Here is a 13,315-nt window from a genome sequence, read left to right on the forward strand (position 1 = left end):
ACCACTCGGAGTAAAAGCGCCCCCGAATGCACCCCCGATTCACTCCGAGCGCCTGCCCATTGGAGTGAATTAACGGCGTCCGGTGGACAGAACAAGTGGGGGACCGTGGAGCGGGCGCTGGGAGCTGCCCCGCCCGCTCCACGATGAGAATCCCGAAGGACCGGTCCGCCCCCGGAGCCTGTCAGACGAATACGGCGAGGCTCTTGGCCTTGCCCTTCTGCTCCTCGACGAGCACCAGGAAACGCCCGTCGGGCCCGAAGACACCGACCGGTCCCGGCGGGAAGGCCGGCATGTCCAGCCGTACGCCGTTCAGCAGCAGCTTGGCGCGCTTCTCGTCGACGTCCCAGCGGGGGAAGGCAGAGGCGGCGGCCTCGGCCACCGGCATCACGGTCAGCTCCTGCTGGTGCTGGTCGAGCGTCCGCGCCGTGTCGAGGCCGTAGGGCCCGACCCGGGTGCGCCGCAGCGCGGTCAGATGCCCGCCGACGCCGAGCCCGGCGCCGAGGTCCCGGGCGATCGCGCGGATGTATGTGCCCGAGGAGCAGACCACCGAGACGACCAGGTCGACGACCGGCGTACCGTCCTCGGCGACCTCCGGGCGGACGTCGTAGACGTTGAAGGACGAGATCGTCACCGGCCGGGCCGGGATCTCGAACTCCTCGCCGCCGCGCACCCGCGCGTAGGACCGCTTGCCGTCGATCTTGATGGCGCTGACCTTGGACGGCACCTGCATGATCGGTCCGGTCAGGGCCGCGACCCCGGCGTCGATGCCGTCACGGGTCACACCGGAGGCGTCGGTGGACGAGGTGATCTCGCCCTCCGCGTCGTCCGTGACGGTGTTCTGGCCGAGCCGGATCGTGCCGAGGTACTCCTTCTCGGTCAGCGCGAGATGGCCCAGCAGCTTGGTGGCCTTCTCGACGCCGAGCACGAGAACACCCGTCGCCATCGGGTCCAGCGTGCCGGCGTGGCCGACGCGGCGGGTCCGGGCGATGCCGCGCATCTTGGCGACGACGTCGTGCGAAGTGAAGCCGGACGGCTTGTCGACGATGACAAGGCCGTCCGGCGTTTTCTGCGATGTCATTCGGAGGCGGCGTCCTCGTCGTTGTCGTCGTCCGCCTTGCGGTACGGGTCGGCACCACCGGCGTACGTGGCGCCCGAGGCCGCCTCGCGCACCCGTGCGTCCGAGGCACGCGCCCGGTCGAGGAGGTCATCGATCGCCTTGGCGTTGCCCGGCAGGGCGTCCGCCACGAAGGCCAGCGTGGGGGTGAACTTCGTCCCCGCCGCCGCTCCGACCGCCGAGCGCAGGATGCCCTTGGCGCTCTCCAGACCGGCCGCGGCGCTGGCCCGCTCCTCGTCGTCGCCGTAGACCGTGTAGAAGACCGTGGCCTCCCGCAGGTCACCGGTGACCCGGGTGTCCGTGATGGTCACGTGCGTACCCAGACGCGGGTCCTTGATGCCGCGCTGCAGTTTCTCGGCGACCACCTCCTGGATGAGGTCCGCCAGCTTTTTCGCCCGCGCGTTGTCGGCCACTGGTCCGTCTCCTTCTTCGCCTTGCTCAGTCGTCTTCGTCGCTGTGCAGCCGCCGTCGTACGGACAGCAGCTCCACTTCCGGGCGTGCGGCCACCAGCCGCTCGCACCGGTCCAGAACATCTGTGAGGTGTCCGGTGTCCCCGGAGACCACGGCAAGACCGATCTCGGCCCTGCGATGGAGATCCTGACCGCCCACCTCCGCCGCGCTCACCGCGTATTTGCGCTGGAGCTCGGCGACGATCGGACGGACGACGGAGCGCTTCTCCTTCAACGACCGTACGTCGCCGAGAAGCAGATCGAAGGACAGTGTCCCCACATACATGTATGCCCGGATGTCCCGCCGGTTCGGGTTCGCGCCCTGCCAGTGCTTGGCAGGGACACCAGAACCGTACACGGAACGGCCGGGGCCGATCGACGGAAATACGACCCGTCGACCGGCCCCGACTGTTGAGGAGAGGTCCGGGGGTCTCCCCCCGGAATTCCCGTGGATCAGCCTCGCGGCTTCTCGCGCATCTCGTACGTCGCGATGACGTCGTCGATCTTGATGTCGTTGAAGTTTCCGAGGTTGATACCGCCCTCGAAGCCTTCGCGGATCTCGGTGACGTCGTCCTTGAAGCGGCGCAGACCGGAGATGTTGAGGTTCTCCGCGATGACCTTGCCATCGCGCAGCAGGCGCGCCTTGGTGTTGCGCTTGACCTCGCCGGAGCGGACCAGCACACCGGCGATGTTGCCCAGCTTGGACGAGCGGAAGATCTCGCGGATCTCCGCCGTACCGAGCTCGACCTCTTCGTACTCCGGCTTGAGCATGCCCTTGAGGGCCGCCTCGATCTCCTCGATGGCCTGGTAGATCACCGAGTAGTAGCGGACGTCGACGCCCTCGCGCTCCGCCATCTGCTGGGCACGCCCGGCAGCGCGGACGTTGAAGCCGATGACGATGGCGTCGGAGCCGGTCGCCAGGTCGATGTCCGACTCGGTGACCGCACCCACACCGCGGTGCAGGACCCGGATGTCGACCTCGTCGCCGACGTCGAGCTGGAGCAGCGAGGACTCGAGAGCCTCCACCGAACCGGACGCGTCGCCCTTGATGATGAGGTTGAGCTCCTGGACCAGACCGGCCTTGAGCGCCTCGTCCAGGTTCTCCAGGGAGAACCGGACACCCTTGCGGGCGAAGTTGGCGTTGCGCTCGCGGGCGGCACGCTTCTCGGCGATCTGACGGGCCGTACGGTCCTCGTCGACCACCAGGAAGTTGTCGCCGGCACCCGGGACGTTGGTGAGACCGAGCACGAGGACGGGGGTCGACGGACCCGCTTCCTCGACGTTGTTGCCGTTGTCGTCGAGCATCGCCCGGACACGGCCGTACGCGTCGCCGACCACCATCGTGTCGCCGATGCGCAGCGTGCCGCGCTGGACCAGGACGGTCGAAACGGCACCGCGGCCGCGGTCGAGGTGGGACTCGATCGCAATACCCTGCGCGTCCTGCTCGGGGTTGGCCCGCAGGTCGAGCGAGGCGTCGGCGGTGAGGACGACGGCCTCCAGCAGTGCCTCGATGTTGAGGCCCTGCTTGGCGGAGATGTCGACGAACATCGTGTCGCCGCCGTACTCCTCGGCCACCAGACCGAACTCGGTGAGCTGACCGCGCACCTTGGTCGGGTCGGCACCCTCGACGTCGATCTTGTTGACCGCGACCACGATCGGCACCTCGGCCGCCTTGGCGTGGTTCAGCGCCTCGATCGTCTGGGGCATCACACCGTCGTTCGCCGCCACCACGAGGATCGCGATGTCGGTGGACTTCGCACCACGGGCACGCATGGCGGTGAACGCCTCGTGACCCGGGGTGTCGATGAAGGTGATCCGGCGGTCCTCGCCGTTGACCTCGGAGGAGACCTGGTAGGCACCGATGTGCTGCGTGATGCCGCCGGCCTCGCCCGCGACGACGTTCGTCTTGCGGATCGCGTCCAGCAGTCGGGTCTTACCGTGGTCGACGTGACCCATGACGGTCACGACCGGCGGGCGGGAGACCAGGGCCTCTTCGCCGCCCTCGTCCTCGCCGAACTCGATGTCGAAGGACTCGAGCAGCTCGCGGTCCTCCTCCTCGGGGCTGACGATCTCGAGGACGTAGTTCATCTCGTCCGCGAGCAGCTTGAGGGTGTCGTCGGAGACGGACTGCGTCGCCGTGACCATCTCGCCGAGGTTCATCATCACGGCGACGAGCGACGCCGGGTTGGCGTTGATCTTCTCCGCGAAGTCGGTGAGGGAGGCACCGCGCGACAGACGGACGGACTGTCCGTTGCCGCGAGGCAGCATGACGCCGCCCACCGACGGGGCCTGCATGGCCTCGTACTCCTGGCGCCTCTGCCGCTTCGACTTGCGACCACGACGCGCGGGACCGCCGGGACGGCCGAACGCACCCTGTGTGCCACCACGGCCACCGGGGCCGCCGGGACGTCCACCGAAGCCGGGACGACCGCCGAAGCCACCGCCACCGCCACCGGGACGACCCGCACCGCCACCGCCGCCACCGGGACGGCCGGCGAAACCGCCGCCACCGCCACCGGGACCGGCCGGACGGCCTGCGAAGCCACCGCCACCGGGACGGCCTGCGCCGCCGGGACGACCGCCGCCACCGGGACCACGGCCACCGCCGGGGCCACCACCGGGACGCGGGCCGGCAGCGGGACGCTGCGGCATCATGCCCGGGTTCGGACGGTTACCACCGGGGGCACCGCCCGGACGGGGAGCCTGCGGACGGGGCATGCCGCCCGGAGTCGGACGGGCACCGCCCTGACCCTGCGGGCGCGGGGCGCCACCGGGGCCGCCCTGCGGGCGCGGGGCGCCCGGACGGTCCTGGCCGCCACCGGGACGCGGGGCGCCGCCGGGACGGGGCGCCTGCGGACGGGCCATGCCCGTCGAGCCACCGGAGGTGAAGGGGTTGTTGCCCGGACGGGGACCGGCCGGACGGCCGCCGGGGCGCGGTGCGCCCTGGCCCGCGGGACGTGCGGGGCGGTCGCCGCCGCGCTCGCCACCACGGCCGCCGTCGCGCTGGCCACCGTCGCGCTGACCGCCGGCCGGGGCCGGGCGGGCGGGGCGGGGGCCGGGGGTGGCACCCGCGGGACGCGGGGCCTGCTGCTGCGGGGCAGCCTGCTGAGCCGGAGCCGGAGCCGAGAACTCGGCGGCGGGCACCGGGGTCACCGGAGCGGGCTTGGGCGCGGGCTTCGGGCCCGGACGCGGGCCGGGAGCCGGCGCGGAAGGCGCTGCGGGGGTGCTGCTCGCCGGGGCGGCGGGGGCCGGCTTGGGGGCCGGGGCGCCGGGCTTCGGGGCAGCGGGACGTGCCGCAGCGGCCGGGGAGGGCGCTGCGGGCTTTGCGGGCGTCGCCTTGCGGGGCGCGCCAGGCTTTGCAGCGGACTTGCCGGCGTTGCCGCCGGGCCCCTGCAGTGCGTCAGTCAACTTGCGTACAACCGGCGCCTCGATCGTCGAGGACGCCGAACGGACGAATTCACCGAGTTCTTGGAGCTTGGCCATGACGACCTTGCTCTCGACGCCGAACTCCTTGGCGAGTTCGTATACCCGGACCTTAGCCACTTCGCTCCTTTTAGGTCCGGGTTACCGCCGGACCGTCGCTACTTCATGGGCGTACTCATCGCGTACTCATCGAGTGCTCATCGCAATCTCGACCTACTTCCAACTCGCGAGGTACCTGACCGCACGGGGTCCCGTGCCGTTCATTTCTTACGGTGTCACCCGTTCGACGAACCGCTGCACTGCGGCGGGGTCGAACGGCCCCTTGGCCTTGAAGGCCCGAGGGAAGGCCCGGCGGCGAACCGCCAGGTCCAGACAGACGGAGGCGGGGTGTACATAGGCACCCCGGCCGGGCAGCGTACCGCGAGGATCGGGGACGCATGCGTCCCCGTCCGCGACGATGCGCAGCAGCTCGCTCTTGGCCGCCCGCTCCCGGCATCCCACACAGGTTCGCTCAGGGCAAGCGCGGGCGTGCGTCCGGCCAGACACGGCTAAGTCTACCTCCCCGCACCGACCTCACCCCTTTGGGGCAAAAATCGAACGGATGTTGTCGTGATCTCAGCGGCATGCCGCCCAGATGTATTCCCCGCGGGTGCAATTCCCGCGGACCGGTCAGCGGCGCTCGGACCGCTCGCGGGCCCGCTCGGCCCGCTCCCGGTCGGCCACGTCGCGCTCGGCGTCGGTCTCGGTGTCCGGGCGGATGTCGATGCGCCAGCCGGTGAGACGGGCGGCGAGGCGGGCATTCTGCCCCTCCTTGCCGATCGCCAGCGAGAGCTGGTAATCCGGCACGGTGACCCGGGCGGACCGGGCACCGAGGTCGACGACCTCGACCTCGCTCACCCGTGCGGGCGACAGCGCGTTGGCGACCATCTCGGCCGGGTCGTCCGACCAGTCCACGATGTCGATCTTCTCGCCGTGCAGCTCGGCCATGACATTGCGCACCCGGCCGCCCATCGGGCCGATGCAGGCGCCCTTGGCGTTCAGCCCGGAGCGGGTCGAACGGACCGCGATCTTGGTGCGGTGACCGGCCTCGCGGGCGATCGCGCAGATCTCGACGGAACCGTCGGCGATCTCCGGCACCTCCAGCGCGAAGAGCTTCTTCACCAGGTTGGGGTGGGTCCGCGACAGCGTCACGGACGGACCGCGCACGCCCTTGGCGACCCGTACGACGTACGTGCGCAGCCGCAGGCCGTGGGTGTACTCCTCGCCCGGCACCTGCTCCTGCACCGGCAGGATCGCTTCCAGCTTGCCGATGTCGACCAGGACGTTCTTCGGGTCCTTGCCCTGCTGGACGACGCCGGTGACGACATCGCCCTCGTGGCCCGCGTACTCGCCGAACGTCCTGTCGTCCTCGGCGTCCCGCAGGCGCTGCAGGATGACCTGCTTGGCGGTGGTCGCGGCGATCCGGCCGAAACCGGACGGGGTGTCGTCGAACTCCTTGGGCTCCTGGCCCTCTTCCAGGTCGGCCGGGTCCTCCTTCGCCCACACCGTCACATGGCCGCGCTCGTCGAGCTTCACTCGCGCGCGGCGGTGGCTTCCGTCGGTACGGTGGTAGGCGATGAGGAGGGCCGACTCGATCGCCTCGACGAGCACGTCGAAGGGGATCTCCTTGTCCTGTGCCAAGCCCTTCAAGAGCTTCACATCGATGTCCACGGCTACGCCTCCTCTTCCTTCTTGTCCTTGCGGCTGAATTCGATCTCCACGCGCGCCTTGGCGATCTCGTCGAAGGCGACCCGGCGGGACGTCGGCTTGCGGCCCTTGACGCCCGGCACTTCGAGGTCGAGGCCCTCCTCGTCCACGGCGAGGATGCGGGCCACCAGCTCGCCGCCCTCGTGCAGGTGGAGCTTGGCCAGGCGGCCCGTGGCACGTACGTAGTGGCGGTGCTCCGTCAGCGGACGGTCGGCACCGGGGGAACTGACTTCGAGGACGTACTCGCCGTCGCCCATCGCGTCGGTCTCGTCCAGCTTCGCGGAGATCGCGCGGCTCAGCTCGGCGCAGGCGTCCAGCTCGACGCCCTCTTCGGAGTCCACGACGATGCGCAGCACACGGCGGCGGCCGGCCCGGGACACCTCGATCTCTTCGAGGTCCAGCTGTTCGGCGCTGACGAGCGGTTCGAGCAGCCCGCGCAGCCTCTCGCTCTGGGTGGTGCTCATCCGGGTGACTCCTCGGCCGCGTGTGCTGTTGTGGGGATCGTCGCGTGTCAGGTCAAAGGGTATCCGGTCCCGAGGGGTGTTGCCGTCCGCCGGCTCCCCGGCCGCGGGTACGCTCGCCTGCGGTGATCACTTCAGGACAGATCCAGTCAAGTCAGGTCCAGACCCGAAGGAGAACAGGTGCGGCGCACGGGGACGACGCGCAGAGGTGTGTTCACCGCGACGGGAGCGATCGCCCTGGGGGCGGTGCTGGCCGGCTGCGGTGACGGGCCCGGCGGTGGGAAGGACTCCGGCCGGTCCGGGGCGGCGACCGCGGCCGAGCAGGCCTCCGCAGCACGGGCGGAGGAGCGGATCCGGGCGGCCGCCGCGCGGACCAGCCTGGAACTGCTCGGCGGCTACGAGCACGTGATCAGGACCCATCCGGCGACCGCCGCCGGGCTGTCGCCGCTGCGGGACGCCGTACGGGCCCACGCCAAGGCGCTGGTCCCGGCCGGCGGGCAGGCGCTCACCTTCTCGCGGTCGCGGGCGACCGATGCCGGGGCCGCCGTCAGGGAACTGGCCGCGGCGGAGCGCCGCGCCGCGGACACGCGCCTGGCGGCCCTCATGGAGGCCCCGCCGGAGCTGGCCCGGCTGCTGGCGTCGATCGCGGCGGCGGGCGCGGCCCACGCCTATCTGCTGACCGAACTGGCCAAGGAGACCTCGTCATGAGCGCCGGGACACAGAAGGCCGCCCAGGCGGCCCTGGCCGCCGAGCACGCGGCGGTGTACGGGTACGGGGTGGTCGGCGGCCGGGTCGCCGAGGGCCGCCGGGCCGAGGCCGGGGCCGCCTACCACGCGCACCGGGCCCGGCGCGACGCGCTGGTGCGGACGGTGCGCGGGCTGGGCGGTGAGCCGGTGGCGGCGCAGGCCGCGTACGCTCTGCCGTTCGCGGTGCCGGACCCGGCCGCGGCGGCGCGGCTGGCGGCCGTGCTGGAGGACCGGGTCGCGGGCGTGTACTCCGATCTCGTCCGGGCCGCCGAGGGACCGCTCAGGCGGGAGGCCGCCGACGCGCTGCGGGAGGCCGCGGTCCGCGCGGTCCGCTGGCGGGGCAGCGGCGTACCCTTTCCCGGGCTTGCCGAGCGGACCGCCGACGGAACCGGCGCGAAGGCGGGGACCGCCGCGAACGCCGGGTCCGGCGCGAAGAGCGGGGCCGATGTGACGAACGGGTCCGGCGCGACGCACTGAAGAGGCTCTGAAAGGGAACAAAGCACGTATGGGTTTCGAACCGCCGCAGCGTCTGGTGCGGGCGCTGGGCGAGTCGTACGGGGACGCGGCCGCCGCCGACTGGCTGGCGCGGCTTCCCGCACTGACCGAGGAAGCGTTGTCCGCCACCGGAGGGCCGGCCGTGGAGCGGGTCGCCGCCCCGGGGGGCCGCAGCAGTCTGGTCCTGCTGGTGACGTGTTCCGACGGCTCCCCGGCCGCGCTGAAGATCGCACCGCCCGGGGCCGCACCCGAGCTGGAGCGGGCGGCGCTGGCCCACTGGAACGGCTGGGGCGCGGTGCAGCTCGTCGCCGCCGGCCCCGGCGCGCTGCTGCTGGAGCGGCTGCACCCCGAGGTGTCGCTGCGCTCGCTGCCGGAAGCGAAGGCGCTGCTCGAAGCGGCGGGGACGGTGCGCCGGCTGTGGGTCGAGCCGCCGGCCGGGCACGGTTTCGAGACGGTCGCCGAGCGGACCGGGCGCCGCATCGAGCCGATGCGTGCCTGTGCGGCGGCCGACCCGGGCCTGGAGCCGCTGGTCGCCGCGGCGCTCGCGGCGCGCGAGGAGCTGGTCGCCCACTCCCCCGAACTCCTGCTGCTGCACGGCAACTTCCGCCAGAGCAAGGTGCTGGCCGGCGAGCGGGTGCCGTGGCTGACCGTCGGCCCCGAGCCGCTGGTCGGTGAGCGCGCCTACGACCTGGCGCGCCTGGTGCGCGACCGCGTCGAGGACCTGATCGCCTCGCCCGGCGGCCCGGTGACGGCCCGGCGGCGGATCAAGAAGCTCGCCGATTCGCTGGACGTGGACCGGGAGCGGCTGCACGGCTGGACGCTGTTTCGTGCGGTGGAGTCGGGGACCCGGGCGCTGACGGCCGGCCGCCGCCAGGAGGGCGAGCTGTCGCTGGAGCTCGCGAGCTGGCTCTGAGCCTGTCGCTCCAGGCCCGGAAAGCCGCAGGCCCCCGCGCGGCGCGCGGGGGCCTGCGGCTTTCTGCGGTGTCAGGCGGTGAGGCGGGCGATCGCCTCGTCGACGGTGAGCTCCTCGCGCTCGCCGGTGCGGCGGTCCTTCAGCTCCAGGACACCCTCGGCCGAGCGGCGGCCGGCGACCAGGATCTTCGGGACGCCGATGAGCTCGGAGTCGGTGAACTTGACGCCGGGCGAGACTCCCGGGCGGTCGTCGACCAGGACGCGCAGGCCCGCGGCGTTCAGCTTCTCGGAGACATCGAGCGCCAGCTCGGTCTGGAGCGCCTTGCCCGCCGCGACGACGTGCACATCGGCCGGGGCGATCTCGCGGGGCCAGCACAGGCCCTTGTCGTCGGCGGTCTGCTCGGCGAGGGCGGCCACCGCGCGGGAGACGCCGATGCCGTACGAGCCCATCGTGACGCGGACCGGCTTGCCCTGCTGGCCGAGGACATCGAGGGAGAAGATGTCGGCGTACTTGCGGCCGAGCTGGAAGATGTGGCCGATCTCGATGGCGCGGTCCACCTGGAGGCCGGTGCCGCACTCGGGGCAGGGGTCGCCCGCCTCGACGACGACGACGTCGAGGTAGTCGGCGACCTCGAAGTCGCGGCCCGCGACGACATTCTTCGCGTGCTTGCCCTCCTTGTTGGCGCCGGTGATCCAGGCGGTGCCGGGGGCGACGCGCGGGTCGGCGATGTAGCGGACCTTCTCCAGGCCCTGCGGTCCGACGTAGCCGCGTACCAGGTCGGGGCGGCCCTCGAAGTCCTCGGCAGTGACCAGCTCGACGACGGCGGGGGCGAGGTGCTCGCCGAGCTTGCCGAGGTCGACCTCGCGGTCGCCCGGCACGCCCACGGCCACGATCTCGCCGTCGACCTTGACCAGCAGGTTCTTCAGGGTGGCGGAGGCCGGGACGCCGAGGTGCGCGGCGAGTGTCTCGATGGTCGGGGTGTCGGGGGTGTCCAGCTCCTCGACGGGGCCGTGCGCCGATCCGTCCGCGGGGGTGGCCTTGAAGGTCACGGCCTCGGTGTTGGCGGCGTAGTCGCAGGCGGGGCAGTCGACGAAGGTGTCCTCACCGGCCGGGGCGGGCGCGAGGAACTCCTCGGACGCCGAGCCGCCCATGGCGCCGGAGACGGCGGAGACGATGCGGTGGTCGAGGCCGAGCCGCTCGAAGATCCGGATGTAGGCGGCGCGGTGGAGCCGGTACGCCTCGGCGAGACCCTCGTCGGTGGTGTCGAAGGAGTACGAGTCCTTCATCTGGAACTCGCGGCCGCGCAGCACACCGGCCCGGGGGCGGGCCTCGTCGCGGTACTTGGTCTGGATCTGGTACAGGATCACGGGCAGGTCCTTGTAGGACGAGCACATGTCCTTGACGACCTGGGTGAAGATCTCCTCGTGGGTGGGGCCGAGGAGGTAGTCGGCGCCCTTGCGGTCCTTGAGCCGGAACAGCAGGTCGCCGTACTCGTCGTACCGCCCGCTCGCCTCGTACGCCTCCTTGGGCAGCAGCGCGGGGAGCAGCACCTCCTGGCCGCCGATGGCGTCCATTTCCTCGCGGACGACGCGGGTGATGTTCTCCAGGACCTTCTTGCCGAGCGGCAGCCAGGTCCAGATTCCGGCCGCGGTGCGACGTACGTAACCGGCCCGGACGAGCAGCTTGTGGTTGAGCGTCTCGGCGTCGGCCGGGTCGTCGCGCAGTGTCTTGATCATCAATCGGGACATGCGCTGGACCTGGGCCATGATGAACTCCTGCTCGGAAAGGGTGATGTGCAGGAGGTTAGCCGGGCGGCACGGGTGGGCGGAAATCCATTGTCCGCGGTCTCAGCCCCTGCGACGCAGCGGGAGCGGGGCTCCCATCACGGCGTACGGCTTGGGAGCGCTGGGAAAGAGCACCTGACGTGCCAGGTCCTGGTAGCCGAGACTGCGGTACAGGCCACGTGCCGGACTCTCGGTGTCGATGGCGGAGAGGATGGACCGGGGGTGGTCGACGGCGTCGGTGATGGTGGTGATCAGGGTGCGCCCGATGCCCCGGTTCTGGAACCTCGGCAGGACGTGCAGCTCGGTGATGACGAAGGAGTCGTCGAGCCAGTGCACGCAGCCGGTGGCGCGGAGGTAGGGCTCGACGACGGTGGACCACCACTGGCCGCGTTCGTTCGGCATGCCGTAGACGAAGCCGACGAGCCGCTCGTCGGCGGTGGTGGCGCCGAGGGCGCGGGCGTGCGGGTGGTCGAGGTGTCTGAGGACGATGTGGCGCCGTACCTCGATCTCTTCGGGGCCCAGGCCGAAGGCGACGGCCTGCACGGCGAGCGCCTCGTCCACGCGCGCGGCGAGATCGACGGGCCCGATCCGGACGCTGGGAGTGCGGGGGCCGCCCCCGGAAACTGCTGCCATGCGCCGACCCTACTGGCCGGGGCGGGGTACGGGGTACGGGTGGGTGGCGCCGGTGGCCGGAGGGTCAGAACAGCACGCTCATGAACGCGCCGGTCTCCCGGAAGCCGACCCGGGCGTAGGCCCGGCGTGCGGGGGTGTTGTAGTCGTTCACGTAGAGGCTGACGACGGGGGCGACATCGGCCAGTGCGTAGCGCAGGACCGCCGCCATGCCGGTCTCGGAGAGTCCGCGGCCGCGGTGTTCGGGGGCGACCCAGACGCCCTGGATCTGGCAGGCCTGCGGGGTCGCGGCGCCGATCTCCGCCTTGAAGACGACCTTGCCGTCCTCGATCCGGGCGAAGGAGCGGCCGGCTCCGATGAGTTCGGCGACGCGTGCCTGGTAGAGGAGTCCGCCGTCGCCCGCGAGCGGGGAGATGCCGACCTCCTCGGTGAACATCGCCACGCAGGCCGGCATCAGGACGTCCATCTCGTCCTTGCGGATCCGGCGGACCAGCGGGTCGGGGGCGACGTCGGCGGAGGAGCTCTCGGTGACCATCAGCGGCTGGTTGGCCCGGACTTCGCGGGCGGGGCCCCAGCCGGGTTCGAGGAGCCGCCACAGCTGGGCGGTGGGCTCGGCGGGGCCGACGATCGAGGAGCAGCGGCGGCCGGCCCGGCGGGCCCGGTCGGCGAAGGCCCGGACGGCCTCGGGGGTGGCGCAGATGGGGACGAGGTTGGCGCCCGAGTAGCAGAGCGAGCGGAGCCTGCCGTCGGTGTACCAGCCCCACATCTCGCCGCCGAGGCGCCAGGGGTCGAGGCCCGCGATCTGGACCCGGGACGTCACGAAGGCGTTGGCGACGGGCTCGCTCTCCAGGACGGCGAGAGCGGCACCGAGGTCGCCGGGTTCGAGGACCCGGGTGGTGGTCTGCGTCAACACGAGGGGGCCTCACCATACGGTCTGCTGATTTCCGCACTGTAACCGACGCGGCTGATCCGTGCCGCCCGCGCCTGCGAACAGGGTCCGCGGTGCTTCGTGAGGTCGCTCAGGGCAGCGCCCCGCCGGTCGGTGTCCGTCCGGCGGGGCGCTGTGGTGCGGGTCATGGGTTCAGCTGACGGAGACCTCGGGCTCGCCCGAGGCGATGCCGTCCTTCTCCATCTGCTCGGCGATCTTCATGGCCTCTTCGATCAGCGTCTCGACGATCTTCGACTCGGGCACCGTCTTGATGACCTCGCCCTTCACGAAGATCTGCCCCTTGCCGTTGCCGGACGCCACACCCAGGTCCGCCTCACGGGCCTCGCCCGGACCATTGACGACACAGCCCATCACGGCCACCCGCAGCGGAACCTCCATGCCCTCAAGACCCGCCGACACCTGGTCCGCCAGCTTGTACACATCCACCTGCGCCCGCCCGCACGACGGACACGACACGATCTCCAGCCGCCGCTGACGCAGATTCAGCGACTCCAGGATCTGGATCCCGACCTTGACCTCCTCGGCCGGCGGCGCCGACAACGACACCCGGATCGTGTCCCCGATCCCCTCCGACAGCAACGCACCGAACGCCACCGCCGACTTGA

At 71.6% G+C, this 13,315-nt stretch carries 14 protein-coding genes; 3 read left to right on the forward strand and 11 right to left on the reverse strand.

Features of this window, described 5'->3' with window-relative positions; genetic code table 11:
• Positions 1–181 precede the first annotated feature (181 nt).
• The 7 genes from truB to rimP all read right to left on the reverse strand — a co-directional run bounded on the left by truB (position 182) and on the right by rimP (position 7,196).
• Complete coding sequence (gene truB / locus BT364_RS35575) at positions 182–1,078, reverse strand: tRNA pseudouridine(55) synthase TruB (protein ID WP_072489322.1); 897 nt, start codon at positions 1,076–1,078, stop codon at positions 182–184.
• Positions 1,075–1,527, reverse strand: a complete 453-nt coding sequence (gene rbfA / locus BT364_RS35580) for a 30S ribosome-binding factor RbfA (RefSeq protein WP_072489323.1) — start codon at positions 1,525–1,527, stop codon at positions 1,075–1,077. Before rbfA ends, truB begins: the two co-directional genes overlap by 4 nt.
• Before the next feature lie 25 nt (positions 1,528–1,552).
• Positions 1,553–1,849 carry a DUF503 domain-containing protein gene (locus BT364_RS35585; protein WP_072489324.1) on the reverse strand — a complete coding sequence of 99 codons (297 nt, stop codon included), beginning with the start codon at positions 1,847–1,849 and terminating at the stop codon, positions 1,553–1,555.
• Positions 1,850–2,016: 167 nt separating this feature from the next.
• Positions 2,017–5,106, reverse strand: coding sequence for a translation initiation factor IF-2 (gene infB / locus BT364_RS35590; protein ID WP_072489325.1), 3,090 nt, complete (start codon positions 5,104–5,106; stop codon positions 2,017–2,019).
• A 147-nt stretch (positions 5,107–5,253) separates the two neighbouring features.
• Positions 5,254–5,532 carry a YlxR family protein gene (locus BT364_RS35595; RefSeq protein WP_072489326.1) on the reverse strand — a complete coding sequence of 93 codons (279 nt, stop codon included), beginning with the start codon at positions 5,530–5,532 and terminating at the stop codon, positions 5,254–5,256.
• A gap of 123 nt (positions 5,533–5,655) precedes the next feature.
• Entirely contained in the window at positions 5,656–6,696 is a 1,041-nt protein-coding gene (gene nusA, locus BT364_RS35600) for a transcription termination factor NusA (protein ID WP_072489327.1), read from the reverse strand.
• Positions 6,697–6,698: 2 nt separating this feature from the next.
• Positions 6,699–7,196, reverse strand: a complete 498-nt coding sequence (rimP, locus tag BT364_RS35605; protein ID WP_072489328.1) for a ribosome maturation factor RimP — start codon at positions 7,194–7,196, stop codon at positions 6,699–6,701.
• Between the two features lie 177 nt (positions 7,197–7,373).
• On the opposite strand from rimP, the gene BT364_RS35610 reads away from it, so the two are divergent.
• Genes BT364_RS35610 through BT364_RS35620 form a run of 3 tightly spaced genes read left to right on the forward strand, consistent with a single transcriptional unit; the run spans position 7,374 to position 9,347 of the window.
• Positions 7,374–7,901 (forward strand): hypothetical protein, encoded by a 528-nt coding sequence (locus BT364_RS35610; protein ID WP_072489329.1) that lies wholly within the window; start codon positions 7,374–7,376, stop codon positions 7,899–7,901.
• Entirely contained in the window at positions 7,898–8,416 is a 519-nt protein-coding gene (locus BT364_RS35615; protein WP_072489330.1) for a ferritin-like domain-containing protein, read from the forward strand. The genes BT364_RS35610 and BT364_RS35615 overlap by 4 nt, the downstream gene beginning before the upstream one ends.
• A gap of 28 nt (positions 8,417–8,444) precedes the next feature.
• Positions 8,445–9,347: an aminoglycoside phosphotransferase family protein gene (locus BT364_RS35620; protein ID WP_072489331.1), complete on the forward strand. Its 903-nt coding sequence runs from the start codon at positions 8,445–8,447 to the stop codon at positions 9,345–9,347.
• Between the two features lie 71 nt (positions 9,348–9,418).
• On the opposite strand, the gene BT364_RS35625 is transcribed toward BT364_RS35620, so the two are convergent.
• From BT364_RS35625 to BT364_RS35640, 4 genes are all read right to left on the reverse strand, one after another.
• Positions 9,419–11,113, reverse strand: a complete 1,695-nt coding sequence (locus BT364_RS35625) for a proline--tRNA ligase (RefSeq protein ID WP_072489332.1) — start codon at positions 11,111–11,113, stop codon at positions 9,419–9,421.
• 81 nt (positions 11,114–11,194) lie between these two features.
• On the reverse strand, positions 11,195–11,764 hold the full coding sequence (locus BT364_RS35630) for a GNAT family N-acetyltransferase (RefSeq protein ID WP_072489333.1): 570 nt from the start codon (positions 11,762–11,764) through the stop codon (positions 11,195–11,197).
• Between the two features lie 64 nt (positions 11,765–11,828).
• A complete protein-coding gene (locus tag BT364_RS35635; protein WP_072489334.1) occupies positions 11,829–12,674 on the reverse strand; it encodes a GNAT family N-acetyltransferase in 846 nt (281 codons plus the stop codon).
• Between the two features lie 168 nt (positions 12,675–12,842).
• Positions 12,843–13,315: flavodoxin-dependent (E)-4-hydroxy-3-methylbut-2-enyl-diphosphate synthase (locus BT364_RS35640; protein WP_177328368.1), on the reverse strand; the 473-nt coding region annotated here is incomplete at its 5' end.

Source organism: Streptomyces atratus (assembly GCF_900119365.1).
Classification (GTDB): Bacteria; Actinomycetota; Actinomycetes; order Streptomycetales; family Streptomycetaceae; genus Streptomyces; species Streptomyces atratus_B.

Excerpts from the sequence above, each read along its gene's own strand:
- truB (WP_072489322.1), bottom strand. The coding sequence starts at position 1,078 with ATGACATCGCAGAAAACGCCGGACGGCCTTGTCATCGTCGACAAGCCG.
- BT364_RS35585 (WP_072489324.1), bottom strand. The coding sequence starts at position 1,849 with ATGTATGTGGGGACACTGTCCTTCGATCTGCTTCTCGGCGACGTACGG.
- rimP (WP_072489328.1), bottom strand. The coding sequence starts at position 7,196 with ATGAGCACCACCCAGAGCGAGAGGCTGCGCGGGCTGCTCGAACCGCTC.
- BT364_RS35615 (WP_072489330.1), top strand. The coding sequence starts at position 7,898 with ATGAGCGCCGGGACACAGAAGGCCGCCCAGGCGGCCCTGGCCGCCGAG.
- BT364_RS35620 (WP_072489331.1), top strand. The coding sequence starts at position 8,445 with ATGGGTTTCGAACCGCCGCAGCGTCTGGTGCGGGCGCTGGGCGAGTCG.
- BT364_RS35625 (WP_072489332.1), bottom strand. The coding sequence starts at position 11,113 with ATGGCCCAGGTCCAGCGCATGTCCCGATTGATGATCAAGACACTGCGC.
- BT364_RS35630 (WP_072489333.1), bottom strand. The coding sequence starts at position 11,764 with ATGGCAGCAGTTTCCGGGGGCGGCCCCCGCACTCCCAGCGTCCGGATC.